The sequence below is a fragment of the Trueperella bernardiae genome (genome assembly GCF_001469025.1).
Taxonomy (GTDB): domain Bacteria; phylum Actinomycetota; class Actinomycetes; order Actinomycetales; family Actinomycetaceae; genus Trueperella; species Trueperella bernardiae.
The window spans coordinates 1-17,926 of record NZ_LNIZ01000007.1; the positions used below are offsets into that span (position 1 = coordinate 1).

Here is a 17,926-nt window from a genome sequence, read left to right on the forward strand (position 1 = left end):
AGCGGTCATCGTTACGTGCCTTTCGGTGAGATGTGGTAGTTGAGTCGAAGGTTACTGACGATGGCCGCCCCACTATTTCCGGGGCCCACCATCAGCAAGCGTTACACCACACTAAGGGACGCAACCCACTCCAATGCCGGCTCATATTTGTGAATGGCATAGTGAGTGAACGTATCTCGATCGACAAGTCGGAGCCTCACTACCTCATTCGCCCTGGCGGATTCTAAACACACCTTGACCAGTTTTACCGTCCGTAGCTCACGTGAGGGCGAAAGACGGCACCCCACCAGCTGCAATGAACCAACTCTCACACGGCAGGAACCAGTAGCGTATTACGGCGGGTCAGTTTGGCCGCGGAGCCAGCAACGATCTGAGACTCGCAAGCTGGACAAGCAGCCCGAATGCCAGGGGCTGAGAAACCCACAGGCGCAGTTTGGCTTGTTGTCAAGCGAAAAGCCCTCCGTCGCCTCTCGCTCTGCGATCAGCATTTTGTATCGTCTTCGGCAGTTACATAACAGGTGGCCCGGAAACCGCGAGAAATTGAGGTTTCCGGGCTTTTTCGTGCCCGGGAATGACTAACCGGATGACCGATGCGGGGCCGGCGGTGGATGCCGGCGGCTGGCCGGTGGGGGCCGGCCTGTGGACCGGCAGGTGGTGGGTTGCCGCTGGATGGCTGCCCGCTGGGTGGCTGGTCCTCGGGGTTGGGGGCGGCACCCAACTCGGCTTTCCCCTTGCTCGATTTGGTGTGATACAGTCCTGCGTGGATCAAGAAGATCAGTCGCAAGCCCTTCGGCAGACTGACTGGCAACCGCGCGTCGCGCACGGTGCCCCCGAAGGAAGATCTGTCCCGGGTGGAATTCGCCTCCGGGAAAGAGCGATCAATGAAGGAGTTCCCCATGCGGAACATCGAAGAAGAAGCAAACCTGCCCACCCCGAAGAAGTGTGGGCGTTTCCTGACGGCTCACGACATCCATTACATCCGGGCGAGGCACAGCTGGACCGCCACGTGGCGGGACGTGGAGAAGGTCGAGATGGATGGAGACTTTATCGTCTTCGTCGTCGACGGGGATACCGTCCGTGGCTGGAACCATGAACCGTCCTATGTGCAGGCGCTGATTGACTCTGGTCGGCGGGTGAAGTGGTGTGAGAGGTACGGGATTCTGAGCTTTGAAGCGCCGGGCGGGGGTAGTTCTCGCTATGTCGGAGTCGACTCCGTTGCGAGCCCGGAGGAATGCACCGGCACTCGCACAGATGGGTTCGTGATCGAGGGAAGGAAGCTCCTCGGAGGCGACGGCCAGGATAGTCGCGCATAGCGCGGCGCCGCCCCGCCCCGGCGATTTGAATTCACTGGACGATTCTGGGGCGATCTTCGTATGTAGAAAGATCGCCCCAGAATCGTCCAACTTGTCTCAACCCGGTTGCCCCCACGTCGCTCGCCCTGCGTTCGGTCTAGACTTGTAGCGCCTGCCCACGAGCTAAGGAGCCCCCATGATCAGCAACGCAGCGTCGTATTCGGTATCCGGCCGCGAGGAAAGGGGCGTGATCGTCGCGCTGCATGGTGTCACCGACAACGCCGCCGCACTGTCCAGCATCTCGCGCCGATGGGGGACCGAGTGGCGCGTCTACCTGGTCGACGCCCTCGGTCACGGCTTGTCGCGCCGGTTTCACGACGACGACCTCGCCGACCCCTTCACCGCTCTCGTCGCGGCGGCCCGGGCGGTCGTCATCGACGCGGCCCGCCACGCGGTGAGCCGGAAGGTGGTTCTGATGGGGCACTCGATGGGTGGGGCGATCGCGGCGGCGATCGCGCGGGAGGTGCCGGACCTGGTACAGGCGCTCGTGCTTGAGGACCCCGCGCTCCTCACCGATACCCAGCGGCAGGCCTACGCTGACACGGCTCGCGAGCGCGTCGTCCACCAAGATGCCGTCACCGCGGATCCGAGCCGCGCGATCGCCGAGCTGAAGGTGTCATACCCAGCCTGGCCCGCCGCCGAGTATGGAGCGTGGGCGCAGGGGAAGGCGCAGGTGGACCGGCGCTTTTTGGCCACGGGCGTGGTGAGTGGGCGCGGGCGGGAGCTCCTGGCCGAGCTCGCGGTGCCCACGCTTCTCCTTACGGGCGACGGCGGCGATGTCCTGTTCGGTGCGGCCGGCCTTGCCCAGGCCGAGGCCCTCGCCAATCCGCACCTCAGCACGGCGCTCATCCCCGACGCCACCCACACGGTCCGCCGCGACCGGCCCAAGGAGTTCTACCAGGTCGTGAACGAGTTCCTCGGCCGCCACGGGCAGGACCCGCAGCCGGCCCCTTACATCGCCGACGAGCTGGCCTCCGTCCTCGACACGACGCCGTCACAAGACATGGCCCGCTACCACGTGGTTCGCCGGCAGGGAGAGGACGCCTTCGGCGGCGCGAGTCCGGGTGCGGGCGTGACGGTGGAGACCGTCGTCGTTGGCGAGGTGCCCCTGCGGTGCCTGCGGGGCGACGGGGAGCCGACCGCGGCGGTGCTGTCCATCCACGGCGGCGGATACGTGGCGGGTGAGGCGCGGTTCGACGACGCCCGCAACGCCGATCTGGTCGAACTGTTCGGGGGAGCGGTGGTGGCGAGCCCGGACTACCGGCTTGCCCCGGAGTACCCGTGGCCGGCAGGCGCCACCGACTGCGCCGACGCGCTGCGCTACCTCGCCCAGACTTACCCGGGCTTGCCGCTGTACGTGTTGGGCGACTCCGCCGGCGCCGGCCTGGCACAACAGGCAATCGCCCTGCTGGCAGAAAGCGGCGAGCCGGTGCGGATCGAACGCGCGTTCCTGCTCGAACCGTGCCTGGAGCCGGGGATGGATACGGGGTCGTTCGCCACCTACCGCGACGGGCCGATTTGGACGCGGGAGGCGTCGGCGGCGTCGTGGCGCCACTACCTCGGCGACCCGCGCGTCACCCCGCCCTACGTGCCCTCACGGCGGGCCGCGGCGCTCATGCCGCCCACGTTTATCGTGGTCAACCCGGCCGATCCGCTTCGCGACGAGGGCCTTCGTCTCGCCCAGGACCTCGCCGACGCCGGCGTCCCTGTCGAACTCCACATGTTCCCGGGCACCTTCCACGGGGCGCTGTCGGTGCCGTCCTCGCGCACGTGGCACCGCGTGAAGGAGGCGATGCGGGCCTTCCTCGCGACGCCGATGGGCTAGCGCCCGGTGGCTGGTCGCACGGCTACCGAAAACCCGTAACCTCGCGTTCACATTGGCGGCTTAGCGTGCAATAGCATGGGACGACTGCTCTTTGCGCTGGTTCTGGGTGGCCTGGCCTCATCGCTCGCCTTCGCTACGACCGGCTCGGAAAAATTCTGAACCGTGACTCGCGTGCTGCTCTTCGTGGCAGCGGCGAAGGACATCGTGTCCCTCCTTGACCTGCACGAGGTGGAGACCGGGGCCCTCGTGGCGGTCGCGCACCCGTACGAGGAATACAGCAACATCCACGTCCTCCTTGGCGATGAGGTTCCGCCCGCGTCGCAGGCGTTAAACGCCGACGCCGTGGCCTACGCCGAACCGCTCGAAGAGTGGCGTGCACCGACCAAGTTCCACCGGAGGTGGTGGGTGCTGGTGTTGGCGTTCGTGGTCGGCGCTGTTGGCGCGCCGTTCCTGTCGACGTCGGACCCGGTGCCGTGCCTGAAGTACATGGTCGGCAAGTACGACGGGCGTGTGCAGCAAATCGACGACGGCTACCTCTTCGAAGAAGTGCCCTTGCTTGAGGCGCTCGACGTGCTGGAGGGCGAGCTCGGACACGACCAGGTGATCGAGGTTGCGTTCGCGGACATCAAGCTCGACGCTGACGCGCCCACCGCGCTTGGCGGGGCGCAGATCGATGATGTGGTGGTGCGAGGCGGCAAAGTCATCTCGCGAACAGTCAAAATACGTGAGCCCGGGCTTGATTTCAACGAGGCGGCCTTCAGCTTGGGGACGAACTGGTCGCAGATCATCCGAGCCATCCCCGAGGCGAAAAACGTGGCGCGCGAGCTGGGGCTTGCCGACCCGAAGATCGAGAGGGTCTCGGTGGCCCGGCTCCTTCCCATTTCGGTTGCGCTTGAGGTGCGCACGGTGTTCCGAGACGAGACCGGGTCCGAGACGGTGTTCCTCACGCCCAAGGGCGAGGTCACGACGTCGACCGAGTTCGCCCAGCTCGACGACGCCGCCCGCGAAACCTACTACTTCGCCCTCGATCGCTTCATGCCCGCCGTCCAAGAGACCCTTGACGAGGTGGGTCTGACCGAGATGGTCAGCATCACGGTGTTCCGCGGGCGGCTTAACGTGGAGTCGTTCCGCGAGGAGGGTGGACGCAGCGAGACTGTTGAGGTGACGCACTCTGACGGGCGCGTGGCGCGCATCGCGCCCGCCGATCCCACGAAGGTGGACTCCGGGCGGCGCTTCACGATCAACGACGTCGACTGGGAGGCCACCTTCGCCATGATCGCCGAGGGGCAACGCATCATGGCCGAGGCTGGCGCTGAGGGCACCGAGCCCACCCACATCATCATTGAGCGCGACGACACGGACGTCCCGTATTTCCGGGTGTACTTAAAAAACGAGTACGACGAGGGTGGTTATCTCGAAGTGGACGCGAACGGGTCGATTGTGCGGACCATGCTCCCGTAGGCGCGAGCCAGTATCGCCCGCGTCGCCTGCGTGGCCTCCTCGATGACGTCCTCGCTGCCGCCCGCGTCGATGAGCGTGAAGCCCGTGGAGATGAGCCCGCGGATGAGGGCGGCCACGATCGCCCGCCGTTCGGCTTCAACCTGCGGCAGCGCCTCGGCCACGAGCTCGGCGAGCATGTCGTCCAGCACGGCGTGCCCGCCGCTCTCGCCCTCCAGCTGCGAGCGCCGGATCCCCGCGCCTAGCTGCATGAGCCAGCCGTGCCCGCTGCGGGTGGCCTGGCGCAGGTTCGCCTCCACAAAAGCAACCGTAGCCCGCGCCCCGCGCTCGGCGGTGCCGGCAGCCGCAGTGCCAGTCATCCCCGCGCCCGTGCGCTCAGCCACAGAGCTAGCCTCGGCTGGCTCGGTATCCGACGCCCCGGCCCGCGCCTCGTCCACCGCCTCCCGGACGGCCGTGATCCACGCGGGGAAGTGCCGTCCGACCACGCGGGCCCGCAGGTCGTCGATCGAATCGATGTAGCGGTAGAGCGAGTTGCGCTTGATCCCCACGGCGTCGGCCACGGCGCCCGCGGTCAGCTCCGCGCCCGAACTCATGATCGCCTCGGCGACGTCGTAGATCTGCGCGAGGGTCTTTGCGCGGCGGCTCGCGAGCTGTTCGTGGTAGGGGCTATTCACGCCTGCCATTGTGCCACGATCGGCTACCCGGCCGGTACTTGCGACACCCTGTCGCAGGGTGTTTAATGGAGAGGTGCGACACCGTGTCGCACCCTCGACGGCCGCGCCGCCGATCATCGAAAGGTTCATCCATGACCACTACGCGCAGCGCCGCCCTCGACGCTCCCGACGCGGAAACTCCCGCCGCGTCCGCCACCTCCGGCGTACCAAGCCGCGCCGCCCCAACCCCGCCCAACCGCTGGCTCATCCTCGGCGTGGTCATGTTCGGTGTCTCCCTCATCGTGCTGGACTCCACGGTGGTGGCCGTGTCGATCCCGGCGATCATCGCCGACCTCGGCCTCACCCTCACCCAAGCCCAGTGGGTCACCTCCCTGTACTCGGTGATCTTCGCCTCCTTGCTCCTAACCTCGGGCACGCTCGGCGACAGGATCGGCACCAAGCGGGTCTTCCTCGCGGGCCTCGCGGTGTTCGCCGCGGCTTCCCTCCTGGCCGCGCTCGCGACGTCGGCCGCCACCCTCCTCCTCGCTCGCGGCCTGCAAGGCCTGGGTGGCGCGCTCGTGCTACCCTCCACCCTGTCCACGATCAACGCCACCTTCCGCGGCAGCTCCCGCGCGGCCGCTTTCGGCATGTGGGGCGCAGTCATGGCGGCAATGGCCGCGATCGGCCCGCTGCTGGGCGGTTGGATCACCCAGACTTTCTCCTGGGAGTGGATCTTCCTCATCAACCCGCCGATCGCCGCGGTCATCTTCGCCCTCGCCCTGCGCGTGCTGCCCGCCGGGGAGCGCGCCCGCGTCGGGATCGACTGGCGCGGCTCGGCGCTGTCCGCCGCCGCGATGGCCACCCTCGTCTTCGGCCTCATCGAGGCCACCACCTTCGGCTGGGTCCGCATGAAGAACGACGCCGCCCTCGGCCCTCTCACCTGGCGCGCCGGCTGGGTCTCACCCACGCTCGTCGCGATCGCACTCGGGCTGGCCCTGCTCGCCCTCTTCGTCTGGGACCAGGCTCGCCGTGGCCGCGCCGGCCAGGCCGTCCTCCTCGACGTCAGCCTCTTTACCCTCTCCTCCTTCAGCAACGGCAACGTCACCGCGATGATGGTGGCGATGGGCGAGTTCGGCGCCCTGTTCGTCCTTCCCCTGTTCCTGATTAACGTGCAGGGCTTCGGCGCGATCGAAGCGGGCTGGGTGCTGGCCTCGCTCGCTATCGGCGCGTTTTTCTCCGGGGCAGCCGCGCGGCACGTGGCCGGGCAGATCGGCGCGGCCTGGACGGTCGTCGTCGGGCTGGTACTGGAAGTCGCCGGCATTGCGGTACTCGCCGCGATCTTGCACGCGGACCTGTCGGCGATCACGATGTCGGCGGTGCTGGTCGGCTACGGGCTGGGCATGGGTCTGGCCTCGGCGCAGGTGGCCTCCGTGGTCCTGGCCGACGTGCCGATCGAGCGCTCCGGCATGGGATCCGCCACGCAGACGACGTTCCGCCAGCTCGGCTCCTCGCTCGGCTCGGCGGTGGCGGGCTCCGCGCTCGCGGCCGGCCTCACCGTCCTCCTCCCCGCCAAGCTCGCCGACCTCGGCATCCCCGCCGCCGGCGCCAGCGCCATCACCGACGCCACCGTCACCTCCGCCGGCTCCGCCATGTCTCAGCTCGCCGCCCAGGCCCCCGACCCCGCGGCCCTCCACGCCGCCCTTACCGAATCCTTCGCGACGGCGACCAGCATCTCCCTCGCCGGCTCTGCCGTGGCGCTCGGCGTCGGCCTCGTCTCCGCGCTCATCCTCGCCAGCCGCGCGTCATCCCGCGCCTAAACCCGGGCGCCGAACCATCCCGCCCATGCGCCCATATGACCTCCCAGGCCAGCGCGATAGAATGGAAAAATGTACGCAATCATCACCGTTACCGGCTCGGACCACCCGGGCATCGTCGCAGGAGTGACCACCGCGCTCGCGGAACACAAGGCCAATATCCTCGACATCTCCCAGACTCTCATGGGCGGATTCTTCACCATGATCCTCCGCGTGGAGGTCTCCAACTCGATCGACGAGCTCCAGGCCGCCCTGACCGCCGTCGAACGCGAGCAGTCTACCGTGATCCGGGTCCAGTCCGAGGCCCTGTTCACAGCAATGAACGAACTGTAGGTGCGCCGTGGCTTTCCATTCGAGTCCGCAGTCCATCCTGTCCACGGTGGAGATGATTGAAAAGTACCGCCTGGACATCCGCACGGTCACGATGGGGATCTCGCTCCTGTCCTGCCGCCGGTCCACTATGGCCGCCACGTGCGAAGCGATCTACGAGCGCATCACCACCCAGGCCGCGCGCCTCGTGGAGGTCGCCGAGGGCATCGAGCGCGAGCTTGGCATCCCGATCGTCAACAAGCGCATCTCGGTCACCCCGATCGCGTTGGTGGCGGCGGGGTTGGAGGGCGACGTCGTCGACATCGCTCACGCCCTCGACCGGGCCGGCAAGGCCGTGGGCGTCAACTTCATCGGCGGCTACTCGGCGCTGGTGGACAAGGGGATGAGCGACGTCGATCGCGCCCTCATCGCCTCCCTCCCGCGGGCCCTGACCGACACGGATGTGGTGTGCGGGTCGGTCAACGTGGCCTCCTCGCGCGCCGGCATCAACATGGAGGCCGTGGCCCTGCTGGGCGAGGTCATCAAGGAGGCCGCCGCGCTCACGGCCGACCGCAGCGCGATCGCCTGCGCCAAGCTCGTGGTCTTCGCCAACGCGGTGGGGGACAACCCGTTCATGGCCGGCGCCTTCCACGGCGTGGAGGAGCCGGACGCCGTGATCAACGTGGGCGTATCCGGCCCCGGCGTCGTCGCCAACGCGATTGAACCCATGCGCGGCGCGCCGCTCAACGAGATCGCGGAGGAGATCAAGAAGGCCGCCTTCAAGATCACGCGCGCCGGCCAGCTCGTGGGTGAATTCGCGGCGGAACGGCTGGGCGTGCCCTTCGGCATCGTCGACCTCTCGCTCGCCCCCACCGCCGAAGTCGGCGACTCCGTGGCCGCGATCCTCGAGGCCATGGGCCTGGAGCGCGTGGGCGCTCACGGCACCACCGCCGCGCTCGCCCTGCTCAACGACGCGGTGAAGAAGGGCGGCATGATGGCTTGCTCGCGCGTGGGCGGGCTGTCCGGCTCGTTCATCCCCGTTTCGGAGGACGCGAACATGATCGACGCCGTCCGCGCCGGCACCCTCTCGATCGAGAAGCTGGAGGCGATGACGGCGATCTGCTCGGTCGGCCTGGACATGGTGGCCATTCCCGGCGACACCCCCGCCGCCGCAATTGCCGGCATGATCGCCGACGAATCCGCAATCGGGGTGATGAACCACAAGACGACAGCCGTGCGCGTCATCCCCGCCCCCGGCACCGCGGAAGGCGACGAGGTGGACTTCGGCGGGCTACTCGGCTACGCGCCCGTCATGCCCGTACGCGCCGTGTCCTCGGCCGAGTTCGTGGCACGCGGCGGATTCATCCCCGCACCCGTCCACGGGATGCGCAACTAACGCGCGCGGCGAACAAGTTTCGAGGGCATTTTTCACGGCGGTAGACTTCCGAAGTTAATGCTGGTCAGAGTAGGAAATCAGATGAGACGCAAGCAACAGGTCCAAGTTGATTCGCTTAACGACGACGGCAGCGTGCTTCGTGCCATTCGCCTCGCCGCTTCTTCGGTGCACGGCCCGATCTTCGGGCCGCTCGACCTCGCGCTCGCCCCGGGCACGCTCTGCATTGTGCACGGCACCTCCGGCTCGGGCCGCTCGGCCCTGTTGCTCGCGCTCGCCGGCCGGTTGCGCCGCGTGACCGGCGGGCTTGAGATCGCCGGGTACGACGCCGACACCGAGCTTTCCGCCGTCCTCCAGTGTGCCGCGGTGGGCCGGATCGGGCAGTACGCCGCCCCGGATGACCGCCTCACGGTAGGTGAACTTATCGGTGAGCGCGCGGTCCAGGACGGTATGAGCATCCGCCAGGCCGTCGAGCGCGCGGAGCAGATCGAGGACTTCCTCGGCTACCGAATCGACCGCGGCGCCCTCTACCAAGAGCTCCCGGGTGCGGAGAAGGCGATGCTGTGCGCGGCGCTGGCGATGCTGCGGCCGGCGGCGGTTATCGTCGTGGACGGGGTGGATCACGACGTGCCCGCCCACCACGCCGCCACCCTCTTGGCCTCCCTGCAAAAGCTTGCCACGATGGATAACAACGTCATCGTCGTCAGCGCCTCCAATGCCAACGCGGCGCCCGTCGGCGCGGTCCGCGTTCACCTCGTGCCCACGAAGGTCACGCGCATCCACAAGATTGAGGAGCCGCCCGTCACCATCGACGAGGCCATCGAGGAACCCGAGGTCATCGCGCCGTTGGACCCGGACCAGGACGAGGTGGTGGTCGCAACCGTCGGAGAGCCGACGCAGGCCGAGCCGACACAGGCCAAGCCGGCGGACGCGGCCGGGGGCGACGTCGTCGTGAACGAGGAGGAAGAATAATGAAGCCGCTGCGCTCCGCGACCCTCGAATTCAAGCACTTCCGGGGCATCCCCGTGATCGCCCTCGTCTTTATCCTCATCGTCCCCGCCCTCTACGGCGGCATCTACCTGCACGCCAACTGGGACCTCTACCACGAGATCGACAAGGTCAAGGTGGCGATCGTCAACTCGGACAAGGCGGTGGACTTCGACGGGCAAACCATCGACGCCGGCTCCCTGTTCGTAGATGCGATCAAAGGCCAGGACGGCTTCGACTGGCAGTTCATGGACGACGAGGCCGAGGCCGAGCGGCGGCTGCGTGAGGGCGAGATCTACATGATCGTCTCCGTGCCTGAGAACTTTTCCGCGAACCTCGTGGCCGCCGGGCGCTTCCAACCCGAACGCGCCACCATCACCTTCCACCGCGACGACGCCAACGGCTTCATCGCCGGCTCCCTCCTGTCCCAGATGCAGGCGCTCATCCAGGAGCAGGTCAACGCCGCGGTGGGCGAGGCGTACTTCTCCACCCTGTTCGGGCAGCTGTCCGTCATCCGCGATGGCATGACCACCGCCGCCGACGGCGCCCGCCAACTCTCCGACGGCCTCACCCAGGCCGCCACCGGCGTATCCACGCTCAACGAGGCGCTCTCCGGACTGGACGTGCCAGGGATGCAGGAGGAGATGGCGCAGCTGTCGGACGCGATGGCCACCCTCGACCGGGGCGCCACCAGCGTGTTGCTTGGCGTGTCCGGCGCCACGGGCTCCGTGGTCGGGCTGGAGAACGTGGCCGACGGCGTGCAGGTGGGCAAAGACAACGTCAAGGCCGCGCTCGGCCCGCTACGCAATTACGTCAACAACAACCTACCCAAGCTCCAGGACGACGCCGTCAACCTCGGCGGGCTCAGCGCCGAACTGTCCGGGAACGCAAACTCGACGATTGGGAAGACGAACTCCGCTCTCGACGCCGTCAACAAGGCCCTCCTCCAAATGGCTGCCAACCCCGACCTGGCAAACGACCCCGCCTTCCTGGCGAAGTTGCAGGAGGACATCGCAGCGTCGTCGTCGTTGCTGGGCGACCTGTCCGCGAACGTGTCCGGGCAGCTGAGGCTGACCTCGAGCCTGCAGGCGAACCTCGACTACAACGCCACGAAGGCGGCCGTGGACGCGGCGGATGCGGCGATGGCGGCGATCGATTCGTCGTTCAACAGCCTCGATGCCGCGCTGCGGAGCTTCGGCTCCTCCGCCGAGGACATCAACGCCGGCGTGGAACAAATCAACCAGGGTAAGACCCAGCTCACCACCCTCATCTCGGGGCTGAGTGGCAAGCTGCCCGAGGCTGTGGCGGGGCTGGAGCAGCTGGTCAGCGGCGTGTCCCAGCTCGACCTTGCGATGCAGCAGCTCGACACCGGCGCCGCGACCCTGGCCGACGGGCTCGAGCAGGGCGTGGCGCAGATCCCCGCGCTCACGGACTCCGAAGTGGATCACCTTGCTGAGATCATGTCCTCCCCGGTCAGCATCAGCGTGATCACCGACAACGACGCGGAGACCTACGGGCGCGGCCTGGCCCCATTCTTCTTCTCGATCGCCCTGTGGGTGTCCTCCGTGACCTTCTTCCTCGTGATGCGCACGATGCCCGGGCGGCTCGTGCTCTCCCGCGCCAGCAATTTCGCCACGATGATGCACGGGTTTGCGCCATTCGCGGTGATGGGCGTGGCCTCCTCGCTCATCATGGGCCTGGGCGTGTGGGGCCTGCTCGGCCTACACCCGGTGCACCCGTGGCGGTTCATCCTGCTGCTGATCGTGGCGGCGCTAGCCTTCATGGCGCTGGGCTATCTGGTAAGGCTGTGGCTGGGCTCGCCGCAGAGCGCCGTGTTCCTCGTGGCGTTGATCTTGCAGCTGCCGGCCTCGGGCGGCACGTTCCCCACGGAGATGCTCAACTCCTTCTACCGCGGGCTGTCGTCCATCTCACCGATGCGGTACTCGGTAGATGCCTTCCGCGTGGCGATCTCCGGCGGCACGGCCACCCAGTACTGGGGGTCGGTGGGGGTGCTCGCGCTGATCGCCGTGGTGTCGCTGGTGTTCCTGTACTGGCTGGTCGGGCGCCGGCGCGTGCTACGCATGCGCGACCTGCACCCGCCCATGATCACCGGCGAATCCACCGGCGACTTCGCCTTCTCCGTCCGCCCCCGCTAACCGGGGCTTTGAGAGGATTGGAAGGATTGAAAGGACTGACATGATCGTTGGAGCCTACGCGGCGATGCCCGCCACCCGTGCCGAACAAGAAGCCTTCCTCGACGCGCTCGCCCTCATCGCCACCGGCCTGGAGATCCCGTGGCGCACCGATGCCCTCGACCCCGACCCCGCCTGGCTCGCCCGCCAGCTCGCCGGCCGTTTCACGGACTCGGTGGTGACCGCGATCCCCGACACGATGCGGATGCTCGGCTCCTGGCCCGGGTTCGGGTTGGGGAGTCCCGATGACGCTGCCCGGACCGCCGCGCTTACTCAAGCGCGCCAGATCCTGGGCGCCGTTGAGTCGCTGAATGATGCCGCCGGGGGAGTGGTGCGGCGGGTGGAGCTACACTCCGCGCCGAGCCATACGGCCGATGCCGGGGCGCTGGTGGCCTCGCTCGGCGACCTGCTGCCCGAGGCCGAGCGGATCGGCGTGGAGATCGTGATCGAGCACTGCGACGCCCGCGGCCGCGCGGGGGCCGGGGAGAAGAACTTCCTCAGCCTGGAGGAAGAGATCGAGGTGGCCCGGCAAGTCGGTGTGAAGATCGCGCTGAACTGGGGGCGCTCGGTGATCGAGTCCCAGGATCCCGGCCGGCCCGAGGCGCAGGCGGCGCTGTTGGCCGAGCACGGGTTGCTCGCCGGGCTCATGTGCTCGGGCGCGGGAGGGGCGGACACCGCGTACGGCGCCGGCTGGGCTGACACCCACCTGCCCCTCAGCGTGGATGAGCCCTCAAGCCTGCTCACCCCGCGGCGCGTCCGCGATTTCATTGCGGCCGGGGGCGGCACCGAAGACTACCGCGGGGTCAAGATCCAGGTCCCCGCCGACGCCGGGGTCGAGGCGCGGGTGGCCATGATCGCGCGTGTGGCGGAGGCCTGGGCGGGCTTGGGTAGGCTGATCCCATGAACGAGCAATGGCTGACGTGGGCCACCGAAATCCAAGCAATCGCCCAGACGGGCCTGGCCTACGCCACGGACGTCTTCGACAGGGAGCGGTATACGCGCCTGCGGGAGATCTCGGCGGAGATCCTCGCCTCCTACACCGACGTGCCGGTGGAGAAGGTGGCTGAGCTTTTCTGCAACGAGGACGGCTACCAAACCCCGAAGCTAGACACCCGGGCTGTGATCGTGCGCGAGGGCAAGATCCTGCTGGTGCAGGAGGCCTCCGGCCGATGGGCGATGCCCGGCGGGTGGGCCGACATCGGCCTGACCCTGGGGCAGAACGTGGCCAAGGAAACCAAGGAAGAGGCCGGCCTGGACGTGGTGCCCCGGCGTGTGCTCGCCGTCCAGGACCGAGCCAAGCATAACCAGCCCGAGCTGCCGTGGAGCATCTGGAAGATCTTTGTGGCCTGCGACGTGATGGGCGGCCAGTTTGAGCCGAATGTAGAAACGATCGACTCGGGCTACTTCGGCTTGGACGAGCTTCCCCCGCTCCACGAGGGCAAAACCACCCGCGCGCAGGTAGAGATGTGCCTGGCGGGAGTGGCCGCGGGTGCGGGCGCGGACGTCGTTTTTGATTAGTGAATCGCGGGAATGAAATCCGCCCGTGGTCGGCTACAGGGTGCGAACGTGGTGGGCGCGCGCCCGTAGAATGCATGCGTTCCCCGAACGACCTCGCGTTTGACCGAAGGAGAAGAATGACCCGAATCGACATTGCCAAGGCAACCCCGGATGTCTACAAGGCTCTCAACGCCGCTTCGATGAAGTCGCGCGAGGCGTGGGAGGCGGCAGGCCTCACCGCGGAGGAGGTCGAGCTGGCGAAAGTGCGCGTCTCGCAGATCAACGGCTGCGTGGCGTGCCTCGGCGTCCACGTCCCCGCCCTGCGCGAGGCCGGTATGGACCAGCGCCACATCGACGTCCTGCCCGCGTGGCGTGACGCCGGCTCCCCGTTCACGCCCAAGCAGCGTGCGATCCTCGAGCTGGCTGAGGCTCTCACCACCCTGGAGCGCCCCGAGGCGCTCGACGCCGTGATCGCCGCCGCCCTCGAGTATTTCACCCCGGAGCAGGTCTCGGCCCTGGAGTGGTCGATTATCCTCATCGGCGCCTACAACCGGATTTCGATCGCGTCGGGCCACCGCCTGCGCTAACCCCCCGGCCCAGACCGCGCCTGGTAGCCGGCCGCGCCCGGCCAGCCCGGCCGGCAGGGCCAACCCTGTCCCTTCGCGGGACGAGGCCAGTCAGGTCACGCACAAGCCCGGTCAGGCCACGCGCTGGCCGTTACCGATAGCCCACTTCCTCGGGTATCTTGCCCAGGCGGGCGGCGATCCGGTCCTGCGCCTCGGGAGTGGCGGTGTCGTGCACCCAGGTGATGTAGGTGGGGGTGTCGGAGTAGACCTCCTGCGTGAGTGGGTTCCGCCGGTACTTGAACACGCGGTAGAAGTGGTAGATGGACAGCGCCGCGTTCGCTGCCAGGGCGAGTGCGGCGATGAGGAACATCGCGTGCGGGTTCTGGCTGTGCCGGTGGGCGAACATGGAATCGTGCATGAAGTGCGGGAAGGTGAGCACGATCGCGGACCAGAACGTGAGGGTGTAGGCCCGGTACTGGATCCACTGGCCGCGCCCGAACCACATGAGTGCGGGGATCGTGCAGGCCAGCAGGAGTGCCACGCCGGAGTACCACGCGCGGTCCGAGAGGCAGTTGTAGACGTAGGCAACGTTCCACAGGTCGTAGGCGATGATCCACCACACGGTGAGGTCGCCCCAGATGATGCCCTTGTCCTTATTCTTGGACACGTAGATGCCGATCCAACCGGAGATCATCAGCAGGTTGAGGATCCCGGCCACGCCGTTCATGATGTTCCAGGGCCCGCCCCACGTCCACTGGCCGGTCACGGGGTCGGCGCCGTGGATGAAGTAGCACTGGAAATCGCGGATGACCGCCTCCACAATGTTGACGGCCAGCAGCAGCGGCGGGATGAGCAGGTACCACTTGTTGGTCTGCAGTTTCTTCACGTACTGCAGGGCCACCAAGCTGAGTGATCCGGCGAGCGCCGAGTATTGCTTGACGATCGCGAACCACCCGGCGGCCTCCGTGCCTTGGGTGGAGGTGGGCCACACGAAAATTGTGAGCGTGACCGGGATGACGATGAACACGGCGAGCGCCACGTACTTGCTACGTTGCGCGAGCCACGCCGTGAAGGCGAGCCCCGCGATGACCACGAGGAGCATCGCGTAGTCCCACCACTCGCCCACCTCGAAGAAGAACAGGGTGGGGTAATCGGGAATTGGGGGATTCATGGCTATTTACCCTCGCTCGGCGTCTTCTTGCCCCAGCGCTTGAGGTAGGTGCGTTCCATCTTCTGGCGGATCTGCTCGTCCCAGGAGAATTCGGGCTCTTCCCAGTCCACGAAGTACTCTTCGTCGACGACGTCGGCCCAGGGCGTGTCCGGGCCCGTGGGCGGCCAATTTGGATTGTCGGTGACAGGTTCGCGGATGTCGAGCACGGAGGGCCGCTGGCGTCCGTACTGGAACCATTGCGTGTAGGTGTTGTCGAAGAGCGGGGTGCCGTCGTATCGGCCGGCCGGGGTGCCGGTGTTGATGATCCCGCCGCCGAAGACCTTGCGCATGGCCTTGCCGCCCAGGGTTTCCTTCTTGCGGAACTCGGCTACGCGCTTGATGTAGATGTTTTGCAGGTGGGCCATGACGCCGCCGATGAGCTCGATGTTGGTCCAATTGATAGCGGAGATGATCTTGCCGTTGGGCTCGAATCCGATGCGCCAGTGGTTGATGAGGCGGGTGCGCTCGCCCTTGAGTGGCATGAGGTAGAAGCACCAGGCTGCGGCGAAGTGTTTCATGCCGGGGAAGCGGAAGGCATACGATCCGGGGGCCATGGGCGCGGACTTCGTGTCTACCCATTCCACGAGGTACTTTCCGGGTACGACGTCGGTCCACTCCATCGACATCCCGTGGAAGTCGAATGCGGCGTTGTCGCCGGGCATGAGCGAATCGGGCTGCTGGTATTCTTCCTGGATTTCGTAGGAGTTGTAGAAGGGGAGCCGGGCGAAGACGCGTTCGAGCAGGTCCGAGCTGAATGAGCCGGTGCGGTTGGCGCCGATTTGCTTGATGATGCGGTAGACGGCGTAGGCGGGCGCGTCGATGTCGATCGCGTAGGTTGAGGAGCGGCCGTTGGTGTAGTGGGCGTCGATGAGGTCGTCGGCCGGGTAGTACCAGGCGTTTTCCTCGGGGGTGGCTTTGCCGGTGAGCTGGCTGAATGTGATCATGCCGCCCAGGCCGGCGAGCCCGATCGGCGCAAGGATCTTCAATGCGGACTTCGCTTGCATTGTGCTTCTTCCTTCGTTGGAATCTGTTGCGAACGACGACGACGGGCCGGGCCGACGTCGTCGGACGCCACGAATGCCACCGCACGCATTTTGGTTGAAGAAGAGCTTACTGTGACCTCGTGCACATTTGTGGGGACTGAGGTCCTTAAAGCGTGCCTGTGAGCTGGGTATACGCTAATGCCACTGTTTCTAGGCGTCAATGGCGACGCCGCGGGGCTGCGCAAGGGCGCGCGGCGGTAGGAGAAATGACGTGGACTCGCTCTTTTTGTGGGAGATAGGAACTCCCATTGTGTACGTGACATGGCTGGTGGTGTTCGTCGCGCAGGTGGCGATCGCGGAGGTGCATCGCAGGTGGCCGTGGACGGTGTTTGTGCTGTGGACGGTGGGTGGCGTGCTCGCGATGCCGTTCGCGATCAAGTATGCGATCCCGATCGTGGGCTGGTTCCCGTTCGGCAAGTTCGCGATCATGGTGGCCACCGCCACGATGACCGGCTATCTGCTGTGGTACGGCAAGCGCAACCCGCTCAAGGCCCACCGTTACGCGATCTGGTTTGGTGTGGCGCTTTGGCTGGGGTTGGCCCTCAACATCATGGAGGCCAACATCCGCGACATCACAATTTTCTTCGAGGCCGACACGTATAACGCCTGCGCCGCCGACCCGGCCTGCCTGCAGGCGATCAACGACGGCTCGGCCCGCGACATGCTGGCCGGCCTGCCCGAGGCCCGCGGGATCACCGCCACCCTCCACAGTCCCGAGTGGTACCAGGCGCTCGCCGCGAACTTCGAAGCGAACAACGTGGGCATCGACCCGGCCACCGGCTTCCGCACGATTGGCGGGTACTGGAACATCATCACCGCGATTGGCGGGTACTGGAACATCATCACGATCACGGGTCTGGGCAAGATCATGATCACCTCGCCGGGCATGAAGAAGGCCAACGGCAAGGACAAGGTGCGCGGGCTGATCTGGGTTGACATGGTCTGGCCGTGGGTCATCGCCTATGACCTGTGGAACCACGCCTTCCTCTACAACTCCCTGTCCGACTACACGTGGTACGCCACGCTCGCCCTGCTGTTGGCGTGCACGATCCCAGCGTTCACGTGGGCGCGCGGGCAGTGGATCTGGTTCCGCTGCTTCACCCTCATGTTCTGGATCGCGGTGAACAACCTGCTCGCCGAGTTCTTCGTGCCGCCGGGGAAGATGCACAACTTCTCCACGATGGACCCGTTCGCCAACGAGGTGTGCGCGTGGGCGGCGCTGATTTCCAACGTGGCGTTGTTCGTCTACTGGATTTACAAGATGGTTAAAACTGGCCGTCACCCGCTACGCGACGGCCTGTACCACGAGCACAAGGAGTTCCGCGACATCGTCAAGGACAATTTCGACGACGCCGACAAGTACTTCCTGGTCGACACGATCAAGGAAACCCCGGCCGAGCTGGGCTTCGAGCCCGAATCGCCAACCCCTCCCGCGCACGGCTGGGTGGGCTGGATGCCCTGGTGGAAGGAAGACAAGCGCTACCCCAAGCCGCGCACGCCGATGTCTGCCGACCCGCGCCTCATTGAGAAGGGCGTTAAGGCCGACCCCCGTTGGGACGTGAAGAAGTAACTGGGACATGAACCAGTGACTGGGACGTGAAGAAGTAGCTGCACGCTCAGCAGGCGA

Annotated in this window: 15 protein-coding genes and 1 riboswitch; of the genes, 12 read left to right on the forward strand and 3 right to left on the reverse strand. The window is 66.6% G+C overall.

Features of this window, described 5'->3' with window-relative positions; all coding sequences use genetic code 11:
- Positions 1 to 763: 763 nt before the first annotated feature.
- A riboswitch (SAM riboswitch) is annotated at positions 764 to 881 on the forward strand.
- From AQZ59_RS09430 to AQZ59_RS07000, 3 genes are all read left to right on the forward strand, one after another.
- The gene (locus AQZ59_RS09430; RefSeq protein WP_070445752.1) at positions 882 to 1,313 is read left to right on the forward strand and encodes a hypothetical protein; all 432 of its coding nucleotides are present in this window, start codon (positions 882 to 884) and stop codon (positions 1,311 to 1,313) included.
- A gap of 175 nt (positions 1,314 to 1,488) precedes the next feature.
- Positions 1,489 to 3,177 (forward strand): alpha/beta fold hydrolase, encoded by a 1,689-nt coding sequence (locus AQZ59_RS06995; RefSeq protein ID WP_062613961.1) that lies wholly within the window; start codon positions 1,489 to 1,491, stop codon positions 3,175 to 3,177.
- Between the two features lie 162 nt (positions 3,178 to 3,339).
- Positions 3,340 to 4,638, forward strand: a complete 1,299-nt coding sequence (locus tag AQZ59_RS07000) for a hypothetical protein (RefSeq protein ID WP_152994732.1) — start codon at positions 3,340 to 3,342, stop codon at positions 4,636 to 4,638.
- Here the strand turns inward: AQZ59_RS07000 and AQZ59_RS07005 are convergent.
- Positions 4,587 to 5,318, reverse strand: a complete 732-nt coding sequence (locus AQZ59_RS07005; RefSeq protein ID WP_062613963.1) for a hypothetical protein — start codon at positions 5,316 to 5,318, stop codon at positions 4,587 to 4,589. The genes AQZ59_RS07000 and AQZ59_RS07005 overlap by 52 nt on opposite strands.
- 122 nt (positions 5,319 to 5,440) lie before the next feature.
- Between AQZ59_RS07005 and AQZ59_RS07010 the strand changes: the two genes are divergently transcribed.
- The 8 genes from AQZ59_RS07010 (at position 5,441) to AQZ59_RS07045 (ending at position 14,067) form a co-directional block, all read left to right on the forward strand.
- Complete coding sequence (locus AQZ59_RS07010; protein WP_082661213.1) at positions 5,441 to 7,105, forward strand: MFS transporter; 1,665 nt, start codon at positions 5,441 to 5,443, stop codon at positions 7,103 to 7,105.
- A gap of 69 nt (positions 7,106 to 7,174) precedes the next feature.
- Complete coding sequence (locus AQZ59_RS07015; RefSeq protein ID WP_062613964.1) at positions 7,175 to 7,435, forward strand: ACT domain-containing protein; 261 nt, start codon at positions 7,175 to 7,177, stop codon at positions 7,433 to 7,435.
- Between the two features lie 7 nt (positions 7,436 to 7,442).
- Positions 7,443 to 8,807 carry a PFL family protein gene (locus AQZ59_RS07020; RefSeq protein WP_062613965.1) on the forward strand — a complete coding sequence of 455 codons (1,365 nt, stop codon included), beginning with the start codon at positions 7,443 to 7,445 and terminating at the stop codon, positions 8,805 to 8,807.
- Positions 8,808 to 8,888: 81 nt separating this feature from the next.
- Positions 8,889 to 9,776 carry an ATP-binding cassette domain-containing protein gene (locus AQZ59_RS07025; RefSeq protein WP_062613966.1) on the forward strand — a complete coding sequence of 296 codons (888 nt, stop codon included), beginning with the start codon at positions 8,889 to 8,891 and terminating at the stop codon, positions 9,774 to 9,776.
- Positions 9,776 to 11,947 carry a YhgE/Pip family protein gene (locus AQZ59_RS07030; RefSeq protein ID WP_062613967.1) on the forward strand — a complete coding sequence of 724 codons (2,172 nt, stop codon included), beginning with the start codon at positions 9,776 to 9,778 and terminating at the stop codon, positions 11,945 to 11,947. The genes AQZ59_RS07025 and AQZ59_RS07030 overlap by 1 nt, the downstream gene beginning before the upstream one ends.
- 40 nt (positions 11,948 to 11,987) lie before the next feature.
- On the forward strand, positions 11,988 to 12,887 hold the full coding sequence (locus tag AQZ59_RS07035) for a DUF4862 family protein (RefSeq protein ID WP_062613968.1): 900 nt from the start codon (positions 11,988 to 11,990) through the stop codon (positions 12,885 to 12,887).
- Positions 12,884 to 13,501 carry an NUDIX hydrolase N-terminal domain-containing protein gene (locus AQZ59_RS07040; RefSeq protein ID WP_062613969.1) on the forward strand — a complete coding sequence of 206 codons (618 nt, stop codon included), beginning with the start codon at positions 12,884 to 12,886 and terminating at the stop codon, positions 13,499 to 13,501. The genes AQZ59_RS07035 and AQZ59_RS07040 overlap by 4 nt, the downstream gene beginning before the upstream one ends.
- A 116-nt stretch (positions 13,502 to 13,617) precedes the next feature.
- Positions 13,618 to 14,067, forward strand: a complete 450-nt coding sequence (locus AQZ59_RS07045; RefSeq protein ID WP_062613970.1) for a carboxymuconolactone decarboxylase family protein — start codon at positions 13,618 to 13,620, stop codon at positions 14,065 to 14,067.
- Positions 14,068 to 14,197: 130 nt separating this feature from the next.
- Here the strand turns inward: AQZ59_RS07045 and AQZ59_RS07050 are convergent, their stop codons facing one another.
- Complete coding sequence (locus AQZ59_RS07050) at positions 14,198 to 15,217, reverse strand: DUF5692 family protein (RefSeq protein WP_062613971.1); 1,020 nt, start codon at positions 15,215 to 15,217, stop codon at positions 14,198 to 14,200.
- A 2-nt stretch (positions 15,218 to 15,219) separates the two neighbouring features.
- A complete protein-coding gene (locus AQZ59_RS07055) occupies positions 15,220 to 16,260 on the reverse strand; it encodes a hypothetical protein (protein ID WP_062613972.1) in 1,041 nt (346 codons plus the stop codon).
- 250 nt (positions 16,261 to 16,510) lie between these two features.
- On the opposite strand from AQZ59_RS07055, the gene AQZ59_RS07060 reads away from it, so the two are divergent.
- Positions 16,511 to 17,869, forward strand: coding sequence for a DUF5692 family protein (locus AQZ59_RS07060; protein ID WP_062613973.1), 1,359 nt, complete (start codon positions 16,511 to 16,513; stop codon positions 17,867 to 17,869).
- Positions 17,870 to 17,926: the final 57 nt, after the last annotated feature.

Coding starts and splice junctions, on each gene's coding strand:
- AQZ59_RS09430 (WP_070445752.1), top strand. CDS start 882: ATGAAGGAGTTCCCCATGCGGAACATCGAAGAAGAAGCAAACCTGCCC.
- AQZ59_RS06995 (WP_062613961.1), top strand. CDS start 1,489: ATGATCAGCAACGCAGCGTCGTATTCGGTATCCGGCCGCGAGGAAAGG.
- AQZ59_RS07005 (WP_062613963.1), bottom strand. CDS start 5,318: ATGGCAGGCGTGAATAGCCCCTACCACGAACAGCTCGCGAGCCGCCGC.
- AQZ59_RS07010 (WP_082661213.1), top strand. CDS start 5,441: ATGACCACTACGCGCAGCGCCGCCCTCGACGCTCCCGACGCGGAAACT.
- AQZ59_RS07015 (WP_062613964.1), top strand. CDS start 7,175: ATGTACGCAATCATCACCGTTACCGGCTCGGACCACCCGGGCATCGTC.
- AQZ59_RS07025 (WP_062613966.1), top strand. CDS start 8,889: ATGAGACGCAAGCAACAGGTCCAAGTTGATTCGCTTAACGACGACGGC.
- AQZ59_RS07030 (WP_062613967.1), top strand. CDS start 9,776: ATGAAGCCGCTGCGCTCCGCGACCCTCGAATTCAAGCACTTCCGGGGC.
- AQZ59_RS07035 (WP_062613968.1), top strand. CDS start 11,988: ATGATCGTTGGAGCCTACGCGGCGATGCCCGCCACCCGTGCCGAACAA.
- AQZ59_RS07040 (WP_062613969.1), top strand. CDS start 12,884: ATGAACGAGCAATGGCTGACGTGGGCCACCGAAATCCAAGCAATCGCC.
- AQZ59_RS07045 (WP_062613970.1), top strand. CDS start 13,618: ATGACCCGAATCGACATTGCCAAGGCAACCCCGGATGTCTACAAGGCT.
- AQZ59_RS07050 (WP_062613971.1), bottom strand. CDS start 15,217: ATGAATCCCCCAATTCCCGATTACCCCACCCTGTTCTTCTTCGAGGTG.
- AQZ59_RS07055 (WP_062613972.1), bottom strand. CDS start 16,260: ATGCAAGCGAAGTCCGCATTGAAGATCCTTGCGCCGATCGGGCTCGCC.